Annotated in this window: 22 protein-coding genes, 1 tRNA gene and 3 pseudogenes; 11 read left to right on the forward strand and 15 right to left on the reverse strand. The window is 69.0% G+C overall.

The annotated features are described in order from the left end of the window. Positions 1-10 precede the first annotated feature (10 nt). Positions 11-1,048, reverse strand: a complete 1,038-nt coding sequence (nth, locus tag IE263_RS46820) for an endonuclease III (protein ID WP_373312304.1) — start codon at positions 1,046-1,048, stop codon at positions 11-13. Positions 1,049-1,254: 206 nt separating this feature from the next. Between nth and IE263_RS46825 the strand changes: the two genes are divergently transcribed. Together IE263_RS46825 and IE263_RS46830 are read left to right on the forward strand one after the other, a co-directional pair. Continuing rightward, entirely contained in the window at positions 1,255-1,929 is a 675-nt protein-coding gene (locus tag IE263_RS46825; RefSeq protein ID WP_029382547.1) for a Crp/Fnr family transcriptional regulator, read from the forward strand. Positions 1,930-2,035: 106 nt separating this feature from the next. Then, positions 2,036-2,410, forward strand: a pseudogene (locus IE263_RS46830) (nucleotidyltransferase); the annotation flags it as partial. Between the two features lie 25 nt (positions 2,411-2,435). Here IE263_RS46830 and IE263_RS46835 read toward each other — a convergent pair. From IE263_RS46835 to sp36, 4 genes are all read right to left on the reverse strand, one after another. Beyond that, positions 2,436-3,266: an MBL fold metallo-hydrolase gene (locus IE263_RS46835; RefSeq protein ID WP_189944274.1), complete on the reverse strand. Its 831-nt coding sequence runs from the start codon at positions 3,264-3,266 to the stop codon at positions 2,436-2,438. After that, complete coding sequence (locus IE263_RS46840) at positions 3,263-4,132, reverse strand: NUDIX hydrolase (RefSeq protein ID WP_189944275.1); 870 nt, start codon at positions 4,130-4,132, stop codon at positions 3,263-3,265. Before IE263_RS46840 ends, IE263_RS46835 begins: the two co-directional genes overlap by 4 nt. Positions 4,133-4,704: 572 nt before the next feature. Next, on the reverse strand, positions 4,705-5,166 hold the full coding sequence (locus tag IE263_RS46845) for a RidA family protein (RefSeq protein ID WP_189944276.1): 462 nt from the start codon (positions 5,164-5,166) through the stop codon (positions 4,705-4,707). Continuing rightward, on the reverse strand, positions 5,163-5,321 hold the full coding sequence (sp36, locus tag IE263_RS46850) for a Sp36 family protein (RefSeq protein ID WP_003967454.1): 159 nt from the start codon (positions 5,319-5,321) through the stop codon (positions 5,163-5,165). Before sp36 ends, IE263_RS46845 begins: the two co-directional genes overlap by 4 nt. A 116-nt stretch (positions 5,322-5,437) precedes the next feature. Between sp36 and bagA the strand changes: the two genes are divergently transcribed. Next, entirely contained in the window at positions 5,438-6,415 is a 978-nt protein-coding gene (gene bagA, locus IE263_RS46855) for an ATPase BagA (RefSeq protein ID WP_189944277.1), read from the forward strand. Then, entirely contained in the window at positions 6,412-7,809 is a 1,398-nt protein-coding gene (gene bagB / locus IE263_RS46860; protein WP_189944278.1) for an ATPase BagB, read from the forward strand. Before bagA ends, bagB begins: the two co-directional genes overlap by 4 nt. A 14-nt stretch (positions 7,810-7,823) precedes the next feature. On the opposite strand, the gene wblA is transcribed toward bagB, so the two are convergent. Next, positions 7,824-8,162: a transcriptional regulator WblA gene (gene wblA, locus IE263_RS46865; RefSeq protein WP_189944279.1), complete on the reverse strand. Its 339-nt coding sequence runs from the start codon at positions 8,160-8,162 to the stop codon at positions 7,824-7,826. Positions 8,163-8,570: 408 nt separating this feature from the next. Between wblA and IE263_RS46870 the strand changes: the two genes are divergently transcribed. Further along, positions 8,571-10,841, forward strand: coding sequence for a transglycosylase domain-containing protein (locus tag IE263_RS46870; RefSeq protein ID WP_189944280.1), 2,271 nt, complete (start codon positions 8,571-8,573; stop codon positions 10,839-10,841). 173 nt (positions 10,842-11,014) lie between these two features. On the opposite strand, the gene IE263_RS46875 is transcribed toward IE263_RS46870, so the two are convergent. Continuing rightward, entirely contained in the window at positions 11,015-11,479 is a 465-nt protein-coding gene (locus IE263_RS46875) for a GatB/YqeY domain-containing protein (RefSeq protein ID WP_189944281.1), read from the reverse strand. A 75-nt stretch (positions 11,480-11,554) separates the two neighbouring features. Here IE263_RS46875 and IE263_RS46880 point away from each other — a divergent pair, with 75 nt between their 5' ends. From IE263_RS46880 to IE263_RS46890, 3 genes are all read left to right on the forward strand, one after another. Then, positions 11,555-12,481: a metallophosphoesterase gene (locus tag IE263_RS46880; protein ID WP_189944282.1), complete on the forward strand. Its 927-nt coding sequence runs from the start codon at positions 11,555-11,557 to the stop codon at positions 12,479-12,481. 170 nt (positions 12,482-12,651) lie between these two features. Continuing rightward, a complete protein-coding gene (locus IE263_RS46885) occupies positions 12,652-13,437 on the forward strand; it encodes a Pr6Pr family membrane protein (RefSeq protein WP_189944283.1) in 786 nt (261 codons plus the stop codon). A 33-nt stretch (positions 13,438-13,470) separates the two neighbouring features. Beyond that, positions 13,471-13,544, forward strand: a tRNA-Pro gene (locus tag IE263_RS46890). Between the two features lie 158 nt (positions 13,545-13,702). Here IE263_RS46890 and IE263_RS46895 read toward each other — a convergent pair. From IE263_RS46895 to IE263_RS50425, 5 genes and pseudogenes are all read right to left on the reverse strand, one after another. Next, on the reverse strand, positions 13,703-14,188 hold the full coding sequence (locus IE263_RS46895; RefSeq protein WP_189944284.1) for a hypothetical protein: 486 nt from the start codon (positions 14,186-14,188) through the stop codon (positions 13,703-13,705). After that, positions 14,185-14,718 (reverse strand): N-terminal phage integrase SAM-like domain-containing protein, encoded by a 534-nt coding sequence (locus IE263_RS46900; protein WP_189944285.1) that lies wholly within the window; start codon positions 14,716-14,718, stop codon positions 14,185-14,187. The genes IE263_RS46895 and IE263_RS46900 overlap by 4 nt, the downstream gene beginning before the upstream one ends. Next, a complete protein-coding gene (locus tag IE263_RS46905) occupies positions 14,715-14,921 on the reverse strand; it encodes a helix-turn-helix domain-containing protein (RefSeq protein ID WP_189944286.1) in 207 nt (68 codons plus the stop codon). Before IE263_RS46905 ends, IE263_RS46900 begins: the two co-directional genes overlap by 4 nt. Beyond that, positions 14,918-15,199, reverse strand: a pseudogene (locus tag IE263_RS50420) (replication initiator); the annotation flags it as partial. The pseudogene IE263_RS50420 and the gene IE263_RS46905, both read right to left, overlap by 4 nt. Before the next feature lie 3 nt (positions 15,200-15,202). Beyond that, positions 15,203-15,370 (reverse strand): annotated as a pseudogene (locus IE263_RS50425) (SCO3933 family regulatory protein); the annotation flags it as partial. Between the two features lie 175 nt (positions 15,371-15,545). On the opposite strand from IE263_RS50425, the gene IE263_RS46915 reads away from it, so the two are divergent. Further along, positions 15,546-15,857, forward strand: a complete 312-nt coding sequence (locus IE263_RS46915) for a hypothetical protein (RefSeq protein ID WP_229911560.1) — start codon at positions 15,546-15,548, stop codon at positions 15,855-15,857. 765 nt (positions 15,858-16,622) lie between these two features. Here the strand turns inward: IE263_RS46915 and IE263_RS46920 are convergent. Further along, entirely contained in the window at positions 16,623-17,351 is a 729-nt protein-coding gene (locus IE263_RS46920) for a GntR family transcriptional regulator (RefSeq protein WP_189944288.1), read from the reverse strand. 142 nt (positions 17,352-17,493) lie between these two features. On the opposite strand from IE263_RS46920, the gene IE263_RS46925 reads away from it, so the two are divergent. Next, positions 17,494-17,979, forward strand: coding sequence for a hypothetical protein (locus tag IE263_RS46925; RefSeq protein WP_189944289.1), 486 nt, complete (start codon positions 17,494-17,496; stop codon positions 17,977-17,979). A 471-nt stretch (positions 17,980-18,450) separates the two neighbouring features. On the opposite strand, the gene IE263_RS46930 is transcribed toward IE263_RS46925, so the two are convergent. Together IE263_RS46930 and IE263_RS46935 are read right to left on the reverse strand one after the other, a co-directional pair. Next, positions 18,451-19,401 carry a hypothetical protein gene (locus IE263_RS46930; protein ID WP_189944290.1) on the reverse strand — a complete coding sequence of 317 codons (951 nt, stop codon included), beginning with the start codon at positions 19,399-19,401 and terminating at the stop codon, positions 18,451-18,453. Then, on the reverse strand, positions 19,398-19,754 hold the full coding sequence (locus IE263_RS46935; RefSeq protein ID WP_189944291.1) for a PadR family transcriptional regulator: 357 nt from the start codon (positions 19,752-19,754) through the stop codon (positions 19,398-19,400). Before IE263_RS46935 ends, IE263_RS46930 begins: the two co-directional genes overlap by 4 nt. Positions 19,755-20,418: 664 nt before the next feature. Between IE263_RS46935 and IE263_RS46940 the strand changes: the two genes are divergently transcribed. Further along, the gene (locus tag IE263_RS46940; protein ID WP_308430831.1) at positions 20,419-21,363 is read left to right on the forward strand and encodes an SCO4651 family lipoprotein; all 945 of its coding nucleotides are present in this window, start codon (positions 20,419-20,421) and stop codon (positions 21,361-21,363) included. Positions 21,364-21,636: the final 273 nt, after the last annotated feature.

Consider the following 21,636-nt stretch of genomic DNA (forward strand, 5'->3'; position numbering starts at 1 on the left):
ATTCCTTCCGTCACCCGGCCCCCAGCGGCGGAGCCGGGCGGCCGCCGGCGTCCAGGTAGGTCTGCGGAGGGTTCAGACGTTGGCCGGGGAAGCCGCCCTTCTCGTACTTCAGGAGCTTCTTCGCCTTCTCGGGGTCCGTTTCGCCCTCGCCGTACGCGGGGCAGAGCGGGGCGATGGGGCAGGCGCCGCAGGCGGGCTTGCGGGCGTGGCAGATGCGGCGGCCGTGGAAGATCACGTGGTGCGAGAGCATCGTCCACTCGCTCTTGGGGAACAGCGAGCCGACCGCAGCCTCGATCTTGTCGGGCTCGGTCTCCTCGGTCCACTGCCAGCGCCGCACCAGCCGCTGGAAGTGCGTGTCCACGGTGATCCCTGGCCGGCCGAACGCGTTGCCCAACACCACGAAGGCGGTCTTGCGGCCGACGCCGGGCAGCTTCACGAGGTCCTCCAGGCGGCCGGGGACCTCGCCGCCGAACTCCTCCACCAGAGCCTTCGACAGCCCTATTACCGACTTCGTCTTGGCCCGGAAGAAGCCACAGGGCCGGAGGATCTCCTCGACCTCCTCCGGGTTGGCGGCGGCCAGGTCCTCCGGGGTGGGATACTTCGCGAAGAGGGCGGGGGTCGTCTGGTTCACCCTCAGGTCGGTGGTCTGGGCGGACAGGACCGTGGCGACCAGCAGCTGGAAGGCGTTCTCGAAGTCCAGCTCGGGATGGGCGTAGGGGTAGACCTCGGCGAGCTCGCGGTTGATCCGGCGGGCACGGCGGACGAGAGCGGTACGCGACTCGTTCTTCGGGGGCTTCCGGGGCTTCGTGGGCTTCACCGACTGCGTGGGCTTCGCCGCCTGCCTAGGCTTCGCCGGCTGCGCGGGCATCTCGGGAGCCGCCTGCTTGGAGGCTTGCGCGGAAGTCGCCGCTTTCCGCACAGACGCCCTCTTCACGGCTTTCGCCACCTTCTCACCCCCACCGGAACCCTGTTCGCCCACAGCGGAATCGCGACGTACAACCACCCGCCCAGCCCCCTTGGCCTGTGCTCTCACCGGCGATTTGGACACCCGGCCAGCCTAAAGCCCACCACCGACATCTGCCCCGGACCCAAAAGATCAGCCCCCAATTGGACCCCTGCCGCTTACCTCGGGACACCTGTGCGGCATCCTTGTGACAGATCACACTGTTTGGACCGTCCGGCAAAATGGGGAACACGGTCCCCTGGCACACGGGGGAGCAAGATCCCCTGAGCAGGTCGACAAGGAGAGAACTCGTGGACGACGTTCTGCGGCGCAACCCGCTCTTCGCGGCTCTCGACGACGAGCAGGCCGCGGAGCTCCGCGCCTCCATGAGTGAGGTGACCCTCGCACGTGGCGACTCCCTGTTCCACGAGGGCGACCCGGGCGACCGGCTCTACGTCGTCACCGAGGGCAAGGTCAAGCTCCACCGCACGTCCCCCGACGGCCGCGAGAACATGCTGGCCGTCGTCGGCCCCGGTGAGCTCATCGGCGAGCTGTCGCTGTTCGACCCGGGCCCGCGTACGGCCACGGCGACCGCGCTGACCGAGGTCAAGCTGCTCGGCCTCGGCCACGGCGACCTCCAGCCCTGGCTGAACGCCCGACCCGAGGTGGCCGCCGCGCTTCTGCGCGCCGTCGCCCGGCGCCTGCGCAAGACCAACGACGCCATGTCCGACCTGGTCTTCTCGGACGTCCCCGGCCGTGTGGCCCGCGCCCTGCTGGATCTCTCCCGCCGCTTCGGCGTGCAGTCCGAGGAGGGCATCCACGTCGTCCACGACCTCACGCAGGAGGAGCTGGCCCAGCTGGTCGGCGCGTCCCGCGAGACCGTGAACAAGGCGCTGGCGGACTTCGCGCAGCGGGGATGGCTCCGCCTGGAGGCGCGGGCGGTCATCCTGCTGGACGTGGAGCGGCTGGCGAAGCGGTCGCGGTGATCGGGTCCGGGGGCTGCCGTCCCCGGACCCCCGCTTCCGCCTGAACGGCGGCCTCGTCCTCGAGTGCCGGCCAGGCTGAGACACCTGCCCGGCGCTGAAAATCGCGGCCCTCCTCGCGCGGGAGACCAACGGCGACCTCGCGCTGCTCCTCCCCCGCCGGCGCACCCGCATCGCCGAGGCGGACGACACCGACGAGGCCCGGCGCCCGCTGGTCCGCTTCATGTCCCGGCACCTCGTACGCACCGCTTTCACCCTGGTGATGCCCCGCTGGAACGGCTGGCCCAGTGACCTGCACGAGATGGCCGAGGCGTTCGCCGCGTACCACCCCACGCGCGCGGAGCAGATACGGGCTGCGGCCGTACGCGGCCACGAGCCGACGGGGGACCCGGTCGTCCTGCGCTCGTACGTCGATGACCTCGGGCCCTGGCTCGCGGAGGAGTACGCGCGCGTGCACGGCGTGAAGGCGCCGCGACCGGACTGAGGGCCCTGGCCCTAGGGCCAGGGCCCTAGATGAGCCCGTGCTCCTCCAGGTACTCCAGCTGCGCCCGTACGGACAGTTCCGCCGCCGGCCACAGGGAGCGGTCCACGTCGGCGTACACGTGGGCGACGACCTCGGCCGGGGTGCGGTAGCCGTTCTCGACGGCCGTCTCGACCTGGGCGAGGCGGTGAGCGCGGTGGGCGAGGTAGAACTCGACGGCGCCCTGGGCGTCCTCCAGGACGGGACCGTGGCCCGGCAGGACGGTGTGGACGCCGTCGTCGACCGTGAGGGACCTGAGGCGCCGCAGGGAGTCCAGATAGTCACCCAGGCGGCCGTCGGGGTGCGCCACGACCGTCGTACCGCGGCCGAGGATCGTGTCGCCGGTCAGGACCGCGCGGTCGGCCGGGAGGTGGAAGCAGAGGGAGTCGGCGGTGTGGCCGGGGGTCGGGACTACGCGCAGCTCCAGGCCGCCGACGGTGATCACGTGACCGGCGGCCAGGCCCTCGTCACCAAGCCGCAGCGCCGGGTCCAGGGCGCGGACCTTCGTGCCGGTCAGCTCGGCGAAGCGGACGGCGCCCTCGGCGTGGTCGGGGTGGCCGTGGGTGAGCAGGGTCAGGGCGACGCGTTTGCCGGCCTCCTCGGCGGTGTCGACGACCGCGCGCAGGTGGCCCTCGTCCAGCGGGCCCGGGTCGATCACGACGGCCAGTTCGGAGTCGGGCTCGGAGACGATCCAGGTGTTGGTGCCGTCCAGGGTCATCGCGGAGGCGTTGGGCGCGAGGACGTTGACCGCCCGGGGGGTGGCGGGACCCGAGAGGACCCCGCCGCGGGGCTGGCCGGGAAGGGCTGCTGCGTCCGTCATGCGGGGGCTCCACCTGTGGGGATGTGCTTGGTGAACTCGTCGTGGCCCGGCCAGGACAGCACGACCTGGCCGTCCTCCAGACGCGCCTGCGCCAGGACCGGCGTGAGGTCGCGCCCGCGCGCGACGGCCAGCGCGTCGGCCGCCGTGGCGCAGGGGGCCAGCTGGCGCAGGGTCGCGATGGTGGGCGGCATCATCAGCAGCTCGCCCTTGTCGTACGAGGCCGCCGCGTCCGCCGGGCGGATCCACACCGTGCGGTCGGCCTCCGTGGAGGCGTTACGGGTGCGCTGGCCCTCGGGGAGCGCCGCCACGAAGAACCAGGTGTCGTAGCGGCGCGGCTCGAACTCCGGGGTGATCCACCGCGTCCAGGCGCCCAGCAGGTCCGAGCGCAGCACCAGACCTCGGCGGTCGAGGAACTCCGCGAACGACGTCTCACGGCCGACCAGGGCCGCCCGGTCCGCCTCCCAGTCGGCGCCTGTGGTGTCCCCGACGACGGAATCGGCGGTCGGCCCGGCGAGCAGGACGCCCGCCTCCTCGTACGTCTCCCGTACGGCTGCGCAGACGATCGCCTGGGCCGCCGTCTCGTCCACCCCGAGCCGCTCGGCCCACCACGCGCGCGTGGGGCCCGCCCAGCGCACATGCCGGTCGTCGTCCCGCGGGTCGACGCCGCCCCCCGGATAGGCGTACGCGCCTCCGGCGAAGGCCATGGAGACCCGTCTGCGCAGCATATGGACGACGGGACCCCCGTCGGTGTCCTTCAGAAGCATGACAGTGGCCGCACGCTTCGGCGTGACTGGCTCGAGGGTGCCGTCCGCGAGCGCACGGATCCGTTCCGGCCAGTCCGCTGGAAACCACTGCCCATTCGCCATGGCCGGAGGCTATCCCGTGGTGCGCGAATGTTCGAGAGGTGCCTTGGTGAGGCGACGGGACGGGTGAGTCGGCGCGGCACCGCGCGGGTGCACCTGCCCACGCGACGCCGGACCGGCCGAAAGCCCATGCGACACGCCAGCCGGGCGTGCTTGCCACTGACTCGTGCGCCGCGCGGGCGGCCCGCCTGTCCACGCCTGGCCGCCGAGGGCCCAAGTAAACCCACGCGCGGAGGACCTTGCCGCTGGCGCGGGGCCGCTGGGACGGGTGCCGGGCCTACCGGCGGGCACCGCGCGGGCGGGACTGCCCGTCCGCGCCTGGCCGGCCGAGGGCCCAGGTGAGCCCACCGCGCGGAGGGCCTTGCCGCTGCCGGGGTCGGCCTTGGGCCTTGGGTCCAGGCGCCGGACAGGCGGCCCCAACCGCGGTGCCTGCTCCGGGTCAGGGGACGCAGGGTGGCCCGACGGGCTCGGGCCGACGGCCCCCCTCTGCGCCAGGGACCCCATGCGCCCCGCCGTACAGCGCCGTACGGACGAGCCTGGCGCGGCACCGGTCAGGTGCCGCCGGCCGTCCGCCCCTACGCCAACTCGACCTGGATCTCCACCTCGACCGGCGCGTCCAGCGGCAGGACGGCGACGCCCACCGCGCTGCGGGCGTGCACACCCTTGTCGCCGAGGACCTCGCCGAGGAGCTCGCTCGCGCCGTTGAGGACGGCGGGCTGGCCGGTGAAGTCCGCGGCGGACGCCACGAAGCCGACGACCTTCACCACGCGTGCGATGCGGTCGAGGTCGCCCGCGACGGACTTGACGGCGGCCAGGGCGTTCAGCGCGCAGGTGCGGGCCAGGTCCTTGGCCTCCTCGGGGGTGACCTCCGCGCCGACCTTGCCCGTGACCGGCAGCTTGCCGTCCACCATGGGCAGCTGGCCGGCCGTGTACACGTACGGCCCGGACTGCACGGCGGGCTGGTACGCCGCCAGCGGCGGAACGACCGCCGGCAGGGTCAGGCCCAGCTCGGCGAGCCTGGCCTCGACCGCGCTCACGCCTTCTCCCGCTTCAGGTAGGCCACGAGCTGCTCGGGGTTGTTCGGCCCGGGCACGACCTGGACGAGCTCCCAGCCGTCCTCGCCCCAGGTGTCCAGAATCTGCTTCGTGGCGTGGACGAGCAGCGGCACGGTTGCGTATTCCCACTTGGTCATGGGCCGACTGTATCGCTGTGGACAGCGGCTCTCGTCTCAGGCCGGGTGGCCGATTGCGGCCCGGTTATCCACAGCCTCCCGATTGGCTCGGGCGCCGACTGGTTACGCTCGAAGACGTGAGCAGGCTCCAGGTCGTCAGCGGCAAGGGCGGGACCGGAAAGACGACGGTCGCCGCCGCCCTCGCGTTGGCCCTCGCGACCGAGGGAAAGCGGACGCTTCTCGTCGAGGTCGAGGGCAGGCAGGGCATCGCGCAGCTCTTCGAAACGGAGGCGCTGCCTTATGAGGAGCGGAAGATCGCCGTCGCTCCCGGGGGCGGGGAGGTGTATGCCCTGGCGATCGATCCGGAACTGGCCCTTCTGGACTACCTCCAGATGTTCTACAAACTGGGCGGCGCCGGCCGGGCCCTGAAGAAGCTCGGCGCCATCGACTTCGCCACCACCATCGCACCCGGCCTCAGGGACGTACTCCTCACCGGCAAGGCCTGCGAGGCGGTGCGACGGAAGGACAAGAACGGGCGGTTCGTGTACGACTACGTCGTCATGGACGCGCCGCCCACCGGCCGCATCACCCGCTTCCTGAACGTGAACGACGAGGTCGCGGGGCTCGCCAAGATCGGCCCGATACACAATCAGGCGCAGGCCGTGATGCGGGTGCTGAAGTCGTCGGAGACGGCCGTGCACCTGGTGACGCTGCTGGAGGAGATGCCCGTCCAGGAGACCGTGGACGGCATCGCCGAACTGCGGGCGGCCCGGCTGCCGGTGGGCCGGATCATCGTCAACATGGTCCGCCCGGAGGTGCTGGACGCCCACGCGCTGGAACTTCTGCGGACGGTGGGGCGTTCCTCTGTTGCCCGGTCGCTGTCCGCCGCGGGGCTCGGCGGGGCGCGGCGCGGCGGGCACGCGGAGCGGCTGGTGGACCCGCTCCTGGAGCAGGCCGAGGAGTACGCCGAGCGGCACGCGCTGGAGCACGAGCAGCGATCCGTCCTGGCCGAGCTGGGCCTTCCGCTGCACGAACTGCCGCTGCTCGCCGAGGGCATGGCCCTCGCGGGCCTGTACGAACTCGCCACCGAGCTGCGGAAGCAGGGGATGTCATGAGTCCGGACCAGACTCGGGACCAGGGGAGCACCCGTCACGGTCTCTCCCCCGCGCGCGTGCTGGACGTCGATCCGCTGCTCGACGATCCCCGGACCCGCATCGTGGTGTGCTGCGGGTCGGGCGGGGTCGGCAAGACGACGACGGCGGCGGCGCTGGGCCTCAGGGCCGCCGAGCGCGGCCGCAAGGTGGTCGTCCTCACCATCGACCCGGCCCGCCGGCTCGCGCAGTCCATGGGCATCGACTCGCTCGACAACACCCCGCGCCGCGTGAAGGGCGTCGAGGGCGACGGCGAACTGCACGCCATGATGCTCGACATGAAGCGCACCTTCGACGAGATCGTCGAGGCGCACGCGGATCCTGAGCGGGCGGCCACGATCCTCGGCAACCCCTTCTACCAGTCGCTCTCAGCGGGCTTCGCGGGCACGCAGGAGTACATGGCGATGGAAAAGCTGGGGCAGCTGCGGGCGAAGGACGAGTGGGACCTGATCGTCGTCGACACACCGCCCTCCCGCTCGGCCCTGGACTTCCTGGACGCGCCCAAGCGCCTCGGGTCGTTCCTGGACGGCAGGCTGATCCGGCTGCTGACGGCGCCGGCGAAGCTGGGCGGACGCGCCGGGATGAAGTTCCTGAACGTCGGGATGTCGATGATGACCGGCACCCTCGGCAAGCTGCTCGGCGGTCAGCTGCTCAAGGACGTCCAGACGTTCGTGGCCGCGATGGACACGACCTTCGGCGGCTTCCGTACGCGCGCGGACGCCACGTACAAGCTGCTCCAGGCACCCGGGACGGCGTTCCTGGTGGTGGCGGCTCCCGAGCAGGACGCGCTGCGGGAGGCCGCGTACTTCGTGGAGCGGCTGGCCGCCGAGGACATGCCGCTGGCCGGGCTGGTGCTCAACCGGGTCCATGGCAGCGGCGCCGCCCAGCTGTCCGCCGAGCGGGCGTTCGCCGCCGCCGAAAATCTTGAAGAGTCCCGCATTGTCGATCAGGGCGGCGGGAAAGCTGGACTTCGTAACTCTCCCGACACGTACGGCAGTTCAGATTCTTCCGCAGCATCTCCCGCACCCGGCCCCGAGCCCGACCCCCCGGGCGTCGACGGGACCACGGACGCGAGCGACAAAAGCACAGACCGGAGCACTGATCGCAGCACCGACCGCCACACGGATCAGGCGGGTCAGAGCGCCGACCAGCTCACCGTAGGCCTGCTGAGGCTGCACGCCGACCGTATGCACCTGCTCTCCCGCGAGCAGCGCACGCGTGACCGCTTCACCGCGCTCCACCCCGAGGTGGCGGTGACCGAAGTGGCCGCGCTGCCCGGCGACGTCCATGACCTCGTGGGGCTGCGGGACATCGGGAACCGGCTCGCGGCCAACCGGCCGGAGCTGCCCACCGACTGAGCCGAGGGGTGCCCTCAGCTCACCGCCGCGTAGTTCTCGTACACCTGGTCGTCGTCGAGCGGGACGATGCCCGCACCGCGCTCGTACTCCGAGCGCGCCGTCTCCAGGAGCCGGCGCCAGGACGTCACCGTCGGCCGCCTGCGCAGCAGGGCGCGACGCTCGCGCTCCGTCATGCCTCCCCACACGCCGAACTCGACGCGGTTGTCGAGCGCGTCGGCCAGACACTCGGTGCGTACCGGACATCCGGTGCACACCGCCTTGGCCCTGTTCTGCGCTGCTCCCTGAACGAACAGTTCATCCGGATCGGTAGTGCGGCAGGCAGCCTGCGCACTCCAGTCGATTACCCAGCCCATACCGGCGCCGTCCTCTCCCGAATCGAGGCTCCCCCACGGCGGCAGCGGCATATTCACCGCCGCCAGTTGAGGACGTTACGGAAGGCGGGCACAGCGCAACACCCCCTTCGGGCCCAATCTTGAATGGCCCGAACGGACTATGGGTAAGCGGCAGATCACCCGGGGGAGTGAGCCCGCGACATGCGTGACCATCCCGGCAAAACGGGACAGTTCTGTTGAGTCACAACGGATGCCCAGTGACACACAAGGCGAATTCGGACACGCCCCCACCAAAAAAAGTGGAGAACCTCCGGAACGATTCGGGGTCGCCGGACGTATTGATACGTAGCCCTGCTGCTGTGACAGTTGAGAGCAGCTTAGGCCAAGGCCTATACGCGTGTCCGGCGAATGAGAACGTAGGCTGCCCTCATGCCAAACAAGCGCTCGGGCGGCGGTCTGACGGCGACGCAGCAGGCCGCCAAGTTCCTCGGTGTCAGTGTGCTCGCGGGAGCCGTGCTGGCGGGCATCGCGCTGCCCGCCGTCGGCGCGCTCGGCCTGGCGGCCAAGGGCTCGGTCGAGAGCTTCGACGAACTCCCGGCCAACCTCAAGACGCCGCCGCTGAGCCAGCGCACCACGATCCTCGACGCCAAGGGCAAGCAGATCGCCACGGTCTACTCCCGTGACCGCACGGTCGTCGGCCTCAAGGACATCTCGCCGTACATGCAGAAGGCGATCGTCGCGATCGAGGACTCGCGCTTCTACGAGCACGGCGCGGTGGACCTGAAGGGCCTCCTGCGCGCGCTCAACAAGAACGCGCAGAGCGGCGGTGTCTCTCAGGGCGGGTCCACGCTCACGCAGCAGTACGTGAAGAACGTCTTCATCGAGGAGGCCGGCGACGACCCGACGAGGGTCGCCCAGGCCACCGCGCCGACCATCGGCCGCAAGATCCGCGAACTGAAGTTCGCGATCCAGGTCGAGGAGGAGCTCGGCAAGAAGAAGATCCTCGAGAACTACCTGAACATCACGTTCTTCGGTCAGCAGGCCTACGGCGTCGAGGCCGCCTCCCAGCGGTACTTCTCCAAGCGCGCCAAGGACCTGACCCTGCCCGAGGCGGCCCTGCTGGCCGGCCTCGTCCAGTCGCCCAGCAAATACAACCCGCTCAACGACGACGCCGAGGCCATCATGCGCCGTAACGTCGTGCTGGAGCGCATGGCCGAGGTCGGCGACATCTCACAGGCCGAGGCCGAGAAGGCGAAGAAGGCCCCGCTGGGTCTGAAGGTCACCCAGCCGAAGAACGGCTGCATCACTGCCGTGCAGGGCGCCAGCTTCTTCTGCAAGTACGTCGAGCGGGTCTTCCTCAGCGACCCGGTCTTCGGCAAGACGAAGGAGGAGCGCGCCAAGCTCTGGAACCAGGGCGGCCTCACCATCCAGACGACGCTCGACCCGCAGTCCCAGGAGTCCGTCCAGGCCTCGTTGAAGGACCACGTCTACAAGTCCGACAAGGTCGCCGCTGCCGCCACGCTCGTCGAGCCCGGCACCGGCAAGATCCTCGCGATGGGCCAGTCGAAGCCGTACGGCTACGGCAAGAACGAGACCGAGTACAACTACTCGGTCGACTCCTCGATGGGCGGCTCGAACTTCGGCTTCCCGACCGGTTCGACGTTCAAGCCGTTCGTGGCCGCGGCCGCGCTGGAGCAGGGCCGGCCCGTGACGCAGACCTACCCCGCGCCGTACGAGATGCCGTACCCGAGCCAGATCCAGACGTGCAGCGGGAAGCCCTGGGTCAACACGGGCAACGCCAAGCTGGAGAACGAGAGCGAGTCCGAGAAGGGGCCGTACGCACTGAAGAAGGCCATGGAGCTGTCGGTCAACACGTACTTCGTGGAGATGGTCGCCGACATCGGCCTCTGCCCGGTCGTGAAGATGACCGACGCACTGCACGTGGTGCAGGGCAACGGCGACAAGCTCCCCGAGGTGCCCGCCATCGCGCTCGGTTCGAAGGGCATCTCCCCGCTGACGATGGCGACCGCGTACGCCGCCTTCGCCTCCCGGGGCATGTACTGCACGCCGATCGCCATCGAGTCGATCACCCAGACCGTGAACGGTCAGAAGAAGTCGCTGGAGGTCCCGAAGTCGACCTGCTCGCGCGCGATGAGCGAGAAGACCGCCGACGGCATCAACACGCTGCTGAAGGGTGTGACCGACTCCGGTACGGGTCAGCAGGCCGGTCTGTCCGGCCGCGACAACGCCGGCAAGACGGGTACGACGGACGAGCGCAGGAACGCCTGGTTCGTCGGCTACACCCCGAACCTCTCGGGCGCCGTCTGGGTCGGCAGCGCCACCCAGAAGGTCAAGATGACCGACATCACGATCGGTGGCGTCTACCACGCTGAGGTCTACGGCGGTGACACCCCCGGCCCCATCTGGCGGGACGCCATGACCGGTGCCCTCGAGGGCAAGGAGGCCCCGTCCTTCAACCTCGTCAACATCCCGGAGCCCCAGCCCGACAAGGGCAACGACGACGAGGACAACGGCAACGGCAACGGCGGTGGCAACGGCGACGAGGGCTTCCTAGGCGGCCTGATCGACGGCGGCACGACGGACGGCGGCAACACCGGCGGCATCACGCTCCCGGACAACCTGTTCCAGGGGCAGACCAATGGCGGAGGCAACGGAAACGGGAACGGGGGGCGTGGCTGACCCGGGGCCTGCGCCTGAGCAGCTTGCCCCGAGCGGTTCGCCCTGAGCGGTTCGCCCTGAACCCGGCAGTTCGCCCTGAGCGGTTCGTCCTGAGCAGTACACACCGAACGGCCCCTGCCTCCCGTACGAGGAAGCAGGGGCCGTTCGGCGTTCTCAGGAACCGTCCGCCGGGGTCAGCCGGCGAGGAGCTTCTTGACCGCGGCGGCGACGCGGCCGCCCTCGGCCTGGCCGGCCACCTTCGGGTTCACGATCTTCATGACGGCGCCCATGGCACGCGGCCCCTCGGCCCCGGCCGCCTTCGCCTCCTCGACGGCCTGGGCGACGATGTCGTTCAGCTCCTCGTCGCTGAGCTGCTTGGGCAGGTACGCGGCGAGGACCTCGCCCTCCGCCTGCTCCCGCGCGGCCTGCTCGGCGCGACCACCCTGCGCGAAGGCGTCGGCCGCCTCGCGCCGCTTCTTCGCCTCACGGGTGATCACCTTCTGCACCTCGTCGTCGGAGAGCTCGCGCTTCTCCTTGCCCGCGACCTCCTCCTTGGTGATCGCGGTGAGCGTCAGCCGGAGCGTCGAGGAGCGGAGCTCATCGCGCTCCTTGATCGCGGCGTTGAGGTCTTCCTGCAGCTTCGACTTGAGCGTGGTCATGGGTTTGATTGTCGCAGGTGCGGACAGCCCGACGCCCCTTCATTTACGGGGCGGTGGGTCTGACACGATGGACGTATGCGCGCGCGATACGGAGTACCCGTAGGAATCGCGGCGGTTGGTGCCGCCGGTCTGTTGTACTCGGCGGGCTTCGAGGCCCGCTCCTTCCGCCTGCGACGGGTGACGGTCCCCGTCCTCCCCGCCGGGATGCGTCCCCTGCGCGTGTTGCAGGTCTCCGACATCCACCTGGTGAGCGGGCAGCGCAAGAAACAGCGCTGGCTGCGCTCGCTGGCAGGCCTGCGCCCCGACTTCGTGATCAACACGGGCGACAACCTCTCCGACCCGGAGGGCGTCCCGGAGGTCCTCGACGCGCTCGGCCCGCTGATGGAGTTCCCGGGCGCGTACGTCTTCGGCTCCAACGACTACTACGGACCGAAGCTGCGCAACCCCGCCCGCTATCTGATCGAGAAGGTCCAGGGCCGCCACGGCCTGAACGGCAATCCACCCGCGGTGGGCGTGGTCCACAACCCGTGGGAGGACCTGCGCGACGGCTTCGACGGCGCGGGCTGGCTCAACCTGACGAACACGCGCGGCACGCTCAAGATCGAGGGCGTGTCGGTCGAGCTCACCGGCCTGGACGACCCGCACATCAAACGGGACCGCTACGCACAGGTGGCCGGCGGCCCGTCCGGCTCGGCGGACTTCTCCATGGGCGTGGTGCACGCGCCGTATCTGCGCGTCCTGGACGCGTACACGGCGGACGACTATCCCCTGATCCTGGCCGGCCACACCCACGGCGGCCAGCTGTGCATCCCCTTCTACGGCGCCCTGGTCACCAACTGCGACCTGGACACGGACCGGGTGAAGGGTCTGTCCACGCACACGGCGGAGGGTCGCACGGCATACCTGCACGTGTCGGCGGGGTGCGGAACCAACAGGTACACACCGGTCCGGTTCGCGTGCCCGCCGGAGGCGACGTTGTTGACGCTGGTGGGGAGGGAGTAGGGGGGAGGGACGGGGAGACGCGGGAGGTACGGGGCTTATAGGGCGTACGGGGTCGGCGCGGGGCGTACGGGGTCGGTACGAGGACCAAGGGGGCTGGACCCAATGGGATGGGTCACCCGCACGGGCCCACCCGTATAGCCCCTTTTGTCCCCCCTGCCTAGCGTGAGGGCATGACCGCCCCGATACCCAGGGACATCCCGGACCTGCCGGCGCTCCCGCGGAGCCACCCGCTCCTGCCCTCGTTCGTCCCTGGCGCAGCGGTGGTGCTCCCGGCCCGCCGCCCCCTGGCCACGGTGCTCCGCCTCCTGATCGCCGCCACGGCGGCCGCGGGTGTCACCCTGGCGCTGCTGCTCGGCAGCCCCCTGCGTGTGCTGAGCCACTTCGCCGTGCAGAGCAGCATCCTGCTGGCGCTGGTCACCCTCCTGTCGGCCCGCCGCGCCTGGACAGCCGGCCGATCCGCCCCCTCCGTCCTGACCGGGGCGGCACTGCTCTACGTGACGATCACCGGCCTGGTGTACCACCTGCTCCTGGCGGACGCGGCGACCCCGTTCTCCGTAACGGCCACGACCGGCACGGCGAGCGGCTGGCACGCGGTCGCGAGCCACCTCCTGTACACGGTGACACCGACGGCCGCCGTCCTGGACTGGCTGCTGCTGACGCCTCCCGGCCGCCTGCACCTGCGCCAGGCCGCGCTGTGGCTGCTGTACCCCCTGCCCTACCTGGCGTTCTCCCTGATCCGAGCCGAGCTGATCACACCGGGCACTCCGGGCCGCTACCTCTACCCCTCCCTGGACGCAGCCGCCCACGGCTACAGAGACACCCTCGCCAACACACTCCTGATCGGCCTGTCCTTCTACGCCCTCGGGGTCCTCCTGGTGGCCCTCGACCACGCCCGCCCCGACCTGACCAGCCACCGCGCCGAAACCGGATTTCGCCTACAGCCACCGGTGGGCTAAAGTAAACGTCGTCGCCGCGACAAGCAGCGACATCGGGGTGTAGCGCAGCTTGGCAGCGCGCTTCGTTCGGGACGAAGAGGTCGTGGGTTCAAATCCCGCCACCCCGACGCCGTAGTACCAGGTCAGGGGCCTGATCCGCTTTGACGGATCAGGCCCCTGAGTGGTTCCTGGGCCCATTTTGGGAGCCGTGTGGGAGCCAACGTCGGAACCCGGCTCCCCTGGTCGCTCCCCGTTGATGCGTTCTACCGCGACAGCGGCCTCAGGCTTACGTCTCGGCGTCGTTGTCCGACGGGTCCTGCCGCTTCAGTCGCTTCAGCACGCGCGATGTCGCGGGCACGGCAGTCTCAGACCACCAGCGTTGCGCGTGCGGAGCCGCGATCTGCGCAGCCTTCGCCCCGACCAGCAGCGCAGCAGCGATCGCAACCATTCGCAGATCGACACGCGTACCGGTGCTACTGGATGCACCCCGGTCAGTGGCACCGACCGGCTCGGCTTCGGCGACGGTCACGTCGTCGTCAGGGAACGACTCGGCGGGCTCGGGCGGAGTTGGCGCATTGGTCATGTCGTTCAGCAGAGCCGCGAGAGTCTCATCGCTCCATGTCGTTGTGGTCCACTGGCGGTAGTAGTGCAGGGACCTGACGTTGCCCCTGTAATGATCCTCTTGGGTGCCGTACTTCTCTCCCTTGTCGGTCAGGGAGTACGCGCCTGGCTCGCCTGTCAGGTAGCCATACCTGTGCAGCAGCACGTTCATCTCCCGCCCGGTTTTGCCGATCTCCCGGCCGAGCACAGTTGCCGATTTACCCACCGCTCCCGCACCTCCCCGCTCGGTGAAGGCGTTCGACAGGGGGCGAGTATGGCATCACCGGTGAGGGTTCGCCGGCTGACCGAGCAGGAGGGGCAGGTGTCGGCGAGCTTGTTGAGCCAGCCGCGCATGTCCTGCACGGTCAGCCGGTCAAGCCGCTTCGAGCCGAGGAGCGGCACGATGTAGAGCCGGACGGTGGTCTCGTAGGTGGCCGCGGTCAGCGGCCGGAGGTTGGGCTCCACGACTTCCTTGAGCCAGTAGGCCAGGTACTGGGCGAGGGTCGGCGTCTTGGTCGCGACCGGCCCCTTCTTGGCTTCGTTGTGGAGCTTGAGCCACTTCTCATGGACGTCCTTGCGGGTCGGTCCGTAGACGTACTTCCGCCTGCGGTTGCCCTCTGGGGTGGTGACCCAGGCGTACGCCGCGTAGCCGTTCCGGTAGGGGTAGATCGAACCTTCGCCGTTGCCCCGCTTGCCGCTCACGCGGACCACCTCTCGGATTCGTCGGCGCAACGGTTCACGTACTCGTCCACCCAGGCCGGGAGGATGCGACGGTTGCGGCCGATCTTGACGGAGCGGATCTCGCCCGTGAGGACGAGCATCTGGGTCTTGGAGAGGCTGAAGCCGAGCATCTCGGCGACCTCAGCCGTCGTGTGCCACTTCCGGTGGAGGGTGGCCGGGGTCATCGGGTGGGTTCTCCTTCCGTTCCGGGTGCGGGTTGGAGGGATGCGGCGAGCCACGTTTCGGCGGCACTCAGGCCGGTTCCGGCGAACACCCAGTGGGCGGGGACGAGGGTCGTTTCCGTGGCCTCTGTCTCGACGGGCGTGGCAGGTTGTGCGCGGCGCCAGTCGGCACGGGCGGTGCGGAGGGCGCCGAGAGTCGTGGAGTAGCGGCGGGACTTTGTGGAGAAGTGGCCGCGGAAGCCGAGCATGTGAGCCCAGGCACGCAGGCGGAGGTGTTCCAGCTTCAGCGACGACTCACCCTCGTCGATGTAGACGACGCCGATGGTCATGAGCGCCTCACCGCTCACGGCGTCCTTCGCGATCTCACCGGTCTGCCGGTCGCGCGCCTTCGGCGCCGGCGCTTCGGTGAGCAGGATCGTGGCGGTCGAGGCGTCAACACGGATCACACGCACAGAGATTTCTCCTTCTGAGTCGCGCAACTCGCCACCTGACAAGTTGACTTAGCAAGCCGACTAGAAATGCCAAGTTGACTTGTCAAGCTAGAACGGTTGGCCATCGGATCGATCCACAAACTCGGTTTGCTGGAGTAGCGCGACCGGCCAAGCTGGGAGCATGCCTCGCCGAATCATGTTCGTGCAGCTCAAGACGGGCTACGACACCGACCGCGGACCGTCGTGGATCGGGTGGGTGGACTTCTCCAAGAGCTGGAAGACCGCCTACTTCCAAGGGCGGACCCTGCGGCGCGCCACGGGTCTCGGCTTGTTCGACGCGAACTTCTACGACGTCGAAACCGATGAGGCTTTCTGGATCTCCGGACCGAAACGCGACCGGAGCGACACACGGTACGGACCGGAAGGGCCGACCGTGGAGGATGACGCCGCGGACGCTTACCGAGCGTTTCTCCAGGGGGCACCGCTTCCCGGCCGGGAGGATGGCTAGGACTTCTCTTATGGATCATGTCGCGTGAGTCAGGAACCGTAGGATCCAGAGGGTTTGCTGCGTGAGGGGGCGGGGATGACTGGGACTGCCCAGGCTTCAGGCGACGTGCTGGCGCCGGTCAGGCAACACTTGCGCGACCCTTCGTACGAGTTCGACGTGGACCTGGCTGGCAGCAGTTGGTCCTTGAGTGCCACCAGGCGGTTGTCGCGGAATTCCCGGAGTACGAGCTCCTGGCCGTGAAGCAGAAGTGGGGGTCCTTGGCCTTCCAGGCGTTTCCGCGGCCGTGGCAGCATGGCGGCAACTGGACGGATGCCGAGCACGCACGCCTCCACGCTGTCACTGATGCCTTCGCTGACCGCAGCGAGGGCATCTGCGAGCGGTGCGCTGCGAATGGTTCATTGCGTGAGAGCTGGCGCATCCTTCTGGTGCTGTGCGATCGGTGCGAGACGCTCATTCCGGAGCACGGTCATCTCTGACCGGTACCGGTTGCTCGTCACCGAGCGGACCAAAGGAAGATGCCTGCCAGGTGGAGCCCGGCGAGGTAGATCTGGGCGACCAGTAGATCTGCGTTGTTCGCGTACGAGCACTCCGATCACCCCTCCACCCTTTCGAGCCACTTCCGGATCTCCGTCGCGGAGCTGCGGCCACACAGGAGGCACCTGTCGCCGAGCCACGCAAGAAGGGTTGGATGAGCAGGATCAGCCGCAGATAGTCCCACTGTGATCAGTTGCGGGTCCATATGACACGCTCCAGCCCTGAACGGGCTCAGTTCAAGCGGTAGGTGTCCTCGAGCTCCTGCCGATCAGCAGGAAGCAGCACGTCAGAGACTTGCAGGGCTTGGCCGGAGGCGTCACACGCGACGACAAGGACGCTCAGTACCGGAACGCCGTCCGGGACATCAAGAAGCTCGGCTTCGGCAGGCGCAGGTAGCCGGGCCGATACCCGTTCCGTCACGTGGTCGAAGCGGACCTTCTTGCGTGCTTCCAAGTGCGCGCGAGTGATGCCGCTCAGAGCGTCGACACTCTCCAGTTCGGTGCCCTCGACCAGGCCGGCGGGAAAGTACGACGAGACCAGCTCGACGGGTTCGCCGCCCTCCTCGACGAGGAACCGGCGCATGAGGACCTTGGCCCGCTTCGGCAAGCCGAGCACGGAGGCGACGCGCGTCGGAACGGGGACGTGACCGACCTCGACGAGCCGCCCGGGAGACTGCGACTCGTCACGTGCGAGGGCTTCACTCCCCCGGCGGTCCTTCTGCTCAACTACCGCCGGACGCCCCCGCACGATCGTGCCGTACCCCTGCCGTGACTCCAGCCAGCCGTCACGCTTCAGCAGCTCCAGCGCCCGGACGACGGTCTGGCGGGACATCCCGAAGGCCTGCACCAATTGGTTCTCACTGGGCACGCGGGTGCCGGGCGGATACGTGCCGTCCTCGATGCGCTGCTGAATGGTCTGAGCGAGGCGGACGTACTTCGGTGCCTCCACTTCATACGCCATGAACGCCGCCGCCTGTCGAGATTGGCCCTGGGGTGAGTGGTGGGTGCAGGGGATAGCCTCGGCACCTGATCTCAAGATTCGCGGGCACCGTGATCGGTCCGTCTGCACATCGATGGGCCGGTCAAACGTAGGGGCGGGGTGGATGAGCGCAAGTGTGAAGCGCGAGCGCTGGGAGCTGCGAGCCGAAGGCGGCGTGGGGCCGCTGCGGTTCGGGATGTCGCCGGCAGAGGTCGCCAAGGCACTGCTGGTCTCCGAGCCGGAGGCACGGGTTGGCCCGTACGGGCAGGAAGACTTCCCGGGCGGCGTGAAGGCGTTTTACGACGTGGGCAAGCTTGCATGCGTTGCGCTGGATGCAGTCGCCGGTCCGCAGGTCTTCCTGGCAGACTTCCCGCTGGCAGGCAGCGATCCGGCGCAAGGCCACCAGTTCCTCCTGGACCACGCAGCCGAGCACGGGAACTGGGTGCTTTACACCCCTGACGCATCGCTCTCCTTGACCGATCTCGGAATCCTCCTGCGTGAGCAGCGGGTCGGGGAAGCGCTCCTGACACGCCCGCTCTTCGTGAAGGAGGAGTGGCTGGAGTCGGAGTACTACCGCGACCACCTGCCGCTGGAAGGTGTCCCAGGCTGAGCGTTCGACGGCGCAGGGGGCTGAGAATGCGGCTGAGAGCCACACGTGCCCCCTGCGTGCCCGATGAGGGAGTACCGCACGGGGAACAGCGGGGAGTCGCGGAGCCCCGCCCAGAGACGCACAGGTCAGCGTCTCGCCAGGTCACCGCCCATCCGCATACGCGATCTTCCAAACTGGTGCTGTACAGCAGCGAAGTACAGCAACCACAGCAACCGGCACTGCCCGGTTGAGCACGGACACGGCCGTACTGCGACCGGTTTGACCGCCAGCGACCGATCCACATAGAGCTACGGATCAGAAGGTGTCCGTGCCCCTGTCGTGCCCGATCGACCGGGAACTGGCGGGGAACCACGGCGACGAGCAGGCACAGCCCAGCAGAGCGGCCCCTGACCGATTTACCTGGTCAGGGGCCGCTCACGTGCGGTGGGTGTGGGATTTGAACCCACGGTGACATCGCTGCCACGACGGTTTTCAAGATCGCATCCGGCTTGGCGGGGTTGACTGGAAGTGGCGCCGGCGCGCGCGGAGGAAGGGCACCGTGCTGCTGAGCAGGACCAGGAGCAGGACAACCACGCCCGCGGGGGTGAGCTGGACCGTCACCTGCAGCGTGGTGGGCAGCACGGCCACCGCCACGCCCGCGACGGTCAACCGGTTACGCGTGCCGAAGAGCAGGGCGATCGCGAGGACCCCGGCCCACAGGACCCCGGCCCACAGCGGGCCGATGACGCTGAGAACGCCCAGCGTAAAGGGGTAGTACATTTCGACGAGCTGCACGCCCGACACCAGGACGGCCGCCAGGGCGGTGGTTCCCGTGATCGTGCGGCGTTGTGACAGGGAGGGGCCGAGCAGATCCCTGGGTGCGGCGAGGACGACGGCGCCGGTGAGCAGCGGCACGGCCAGTCGGATCACTGCGATCGAGGGGGTGCCGTGGAAGCCGGAGGAGGTGAACGCCGCCAGCAGGACGTCGGCCAGGCACAGCACCATCGCCGGCACGACCAGTGCACGGGCCACGGTCCAGCGCCCGGTCCAGACAGCCGCGAGCGCCGCCAGCCAGAGCAGCGGCGTGAGGCCCGTGTTGGCCAGGCTCAGCACATTCGGGAGCGAGGACGCCGGCAAGGTCCGGACGCCGGGGGCGAAGAGCCACAACAGGCCCGCCACGAAGCTACCCGTCGCCACGGCGATAGCCAGCGGGGCCGCCTGCGCAAGGACCTGACCCGCCATCCGGTCGGAGCCCAGGCCGGTGCGCCGCCGCAGGCCATGGCCGGCGACATCGAGCGCCTCGCGCAGCCGACCGAGCGGGCCGGCATCCTGCGTCGCCTCGGCATAAATCGCGGTCAACTCGGCTTCGTGCTCAGCGCGGTAGGCGGCCGGATGGAGGCGCAGCGCCCAGCGGAACGCGAGTGAGCTGTGCTGCTGCGTCATGCCAGGGCCCCCTTCGGGCGGATGGCGTGGGCGCGACGGGCGGCCAGTCGACGCTCCGCCTCGGCGACGACGGCACGCAGCCGCTCCGTCTCGGCGGCCAGCACGTCTCGGCCGGCCTCGGCGAGGGCGTAGACCTTGCGCGCCCGACCGTCCACGACCTCCTCGCGCTCGACCCGGATCAGGCCCTGCTGGACCAGCCGGTCCAGCGCGCCGTAGAGAGTACCGGTGCGCATCCGCACACGGCCCTGGGAGATCGCGTCGATCTCCTGAATCAGTCCATAGCCGTGCCTGGGCTCGTCGGCCAGGGCAGTGAGCAGGAGCAGCGTCGGCTCCTGAAGCGGTCGCTCATTCATGCCGCCTATATATATCAGCGACCGGCATATACTGTCGATCGATTCATCGTTCTGCCGCCCGGAAGCCCGATCCGCTGCCTGGGGGCCTGCGCCGCTGTGGCGGCGGCACGTCAGCGGGCTGATATCGCCCAGTCGTGTCCTGGACTGCAATGGCCAACCAGCCGATCGTTCGTGACGAAGAGGGCGCTCCGTCAGGGTGCGCCGCATGACCGACGCCCCGGCCTGTCCCGAGTGCAGCCAGCCGATGAGGTCCGGCGGCTTCGTCCTATCTCAGCGGGAGGAAGATGGCCGACGGACCTGCCGGACGCTATGGAGGTGTACCAGTCGGCATGTCTGGTGGTGCTGGGTCGACCGGCCGGACGAGCCTCTGGAGGTCTGCCCCGTGCCGGAACTGTTTCGCTGACATCCAACGCTGACATCAACGCCCCCAGACGGCCACAACACACGGCGGCCAGTCGTAGCACCGGTACACGAGGCAGAAACCACGGGGAACACCGGGCCGTCGGTCAGCCGCCCACCAGACGCCAACACCGCTTCGCCGCAGGTCATCCCCCTGAGATTCCGAGGCCGCGGAGCCTCGTGTGGGCAGGCGTGTGCGGTCTGTCGCGCGTGACCCACCAGAACCCAGCGGATCACAGGACACACGCCGGGATACCCTCGCAGCTTGGCATGGTTCAGCCACCTTGATTCCGGGGGGGGAATTGTGAGGATTTCATTGCGTGGTTCCGTACCGCGCAAAGTGACGAGCGCGGCGTTCGCCGCTGTGCTGCTCGCTGGCGGAACGGTTGCCTGCGGAGGGGGCTCGGCGAGTGACTCCGCGAATGAGGGCTCGCCCAGGGTGACGCCCGCGACGGCCGTGGCGAAGGCGGCGGCGAACTCCGAGCGCATCACGTCGCTCCACTACCGGGTCACCGGGACCGTGCCGGAGAAGGGCCGACTGGAGGCCGAGGCATCCATGCACACGGAACCGGCGGTCATGAAGATGAAGATGAACGCGACCGAGCAGGGCAGAGACGGCCAGCTGGAGATCCGGTTCGTCGACGAGGTGATGTACGTCAGCGGGACTGCGATCGACTCCGAGAAGCTGGACGGCAAGAGCTGGTTCAGCGCCCACCCGGCTGTATGGGGACGCGGCGCGATGGACAACAAGTCCTACCGGGTACTGCCGACTCAGATCGAAGGTAATCCGGCCGCGCAGTCCACGATCCTGACCGCCTCCAAGGACGTGCGGAGGATCGGGACGGAGACGATCGACGGCACCCGGACCACTCACTACAGAGGAACGGTCACCAGTCACAACATCAGAGCCGCCCGTGACACTGCCGCGAACAAGGCGGCTCGCGAGCGCCAGATCAACAACCTTGATCAGTTCATGATGCTACGCATCGACGACACGCTCACCATGGATCTGTGGATCGGAGACGACAACCACACCAGGCAGTTCCGCATGCGGGGCGATACTCGCGCCACAGGGGGCGGCACCGAGGGCAAGCCGCTCGACTTGGCCATCACCTTCCTCGACATCAACCAGCCGGTGACCGTCGAGGCACCACCGTCCGAAGACACCGCCGACATCGCCGTGCTGGCGGACAAGGCACAGGCAGGCTGAGCGACACCTGGGAAGGCTTGAACGCCTGGCCCGGCGGCACCGTCTCCTTAAGCCCTGTTCACGGCCGTTCAGGGGAGGCTCCGACCCCGCCCGCCCCTTCGACCAACCGGCCATGAACGCAGGTGAACGGCCCTGGACAGGCCCAAGCACCCCACCAACACAGTTGGAAAGCGTGTGGGCCCGCGTCTGAGCAGCCAGGTGCCGAGACCGCAGTTGAACCGCTCCGGGTCTGATGGAGGCTCGATTCCCTGAGAGGATCGAGTCATGGCACGT

It is taken from the genome of Streptomyces aurantiogriseus (assembly GCF_014649375.1).
In the GTDB taxonomy this organism is placed as follows: Bacteria; Actinomycetota; Actinomycetes; order Streptomycetales; family Streptomycetaceae; genus Streptomyces; species Streptomyces aurantiogriseus.

Coding starts and splice junctions, on each gene's coding strand:
- IE263_RS46920 (WP_189944288.1), bottom strand. CDS start 17,351: ATGGCGTATGAAGTGGAGGCACCGAAGTACGTCCGCCTCGCTCAGACC.
- IE263_RS46935 (WP_189944291.1), bottom strand. CDS start 19,754: ATGAATGAGCGACCGCTTCAGGAGCCGACGCTGCTCCTGCTCACTGCC.
- sp36 (WP_003967454.1), bottom strand. CDS start 5,321: ATGACCAAGTGGGAATACGCAACCGTGCCGCTGCTCGTCCACGCCACG.
- IE263_RS46905 (WP_189944286.1), bottom strand. CDS start 14,921: ATGACCCCGGCCACCCTCCACCGGAAGTGGCACACGACGGCTGAGGTC.
- IE263_RS46875 (WP_189944281.1), bottom strand. CDS start 11,479: ATGACCACGCTCAAGTCGAAGCTGCAGGAAGACCTCAACGCCGCGATC.
- IE263_RS46915 (WP_229911560.1), top strand. CDS start 15,546: ATGTTCGTGCAGCTCAAGACGGGCTACGACACCGACCGCGGACCGTCG.
- IE263_RS46870 (WP_189944280.1), top strand. CDS start 8,571: ATGCCAAACAAGCGCTCGGGCGGCGGTCTGACGGCGACGCAGCAGGCC.
- bagB (WP_189944278.1), top strand. CDS start 6,412: ATGAGTCCGGACCAGACTCGGGACCAGGGGAGCACCCGTCACGGTCTC.
- IE263_RS46895 (WP_189944284.1), bottom strand. CDS start 14,188: ATGAACGTGCTGCTGCACAGGTATGGCTACCTGACAGGCGAGCCAGGC.
- IE263_RS46880 (WP_189944282.1), top strand. CDS start 11,555: ATGCGCGCGCGATACGGAGTACCCGTAGGAATCGCGGCGGTTGGTGCC.
- wblA (WP_189944279.1), bottom strand. CDS start 8,162: ATGGGCTGGGTAATCGACTGGAGTGCGCAGGCTGCCTGCCGCACTACC.
- IE263_RS46885 (WP_189944283.1), top strand. CDS start 12,652: ATGACCGCCCCGATACCCAGGGACATCCCGGACCTGCCGGCGCTCCCG.
- IE263_RS46930 (WP_189944290.1), bottom strand. CDS start 19,401: ATGACGCAGCAGCACAGCTCACTCGCGTTCCGCTGGGCGCTGCGCCTC.
- IE263_RS46840 (WP_189944275.1), bottom strand. CDS start 4,132: ATGGCGAATGGGCAGTGGTTTCCAGCGGACTGGCCGGAACGGATCCGT.
- IE263_RS46925 (WP_189944289.1), top strand. CDS start 17,494: ATGAGCGCAAGTGTGAAGCGCGAGCGCTGGGAGCTGCGAGCCGAAGGC.
- IE263_RS46835 (WP_189944274.1), bottom strand. CDS start 3,266: ATGACGGACGCAGCAGCCCTTCCCGGCCAGCCCCGCGGCGGGGTCCTC.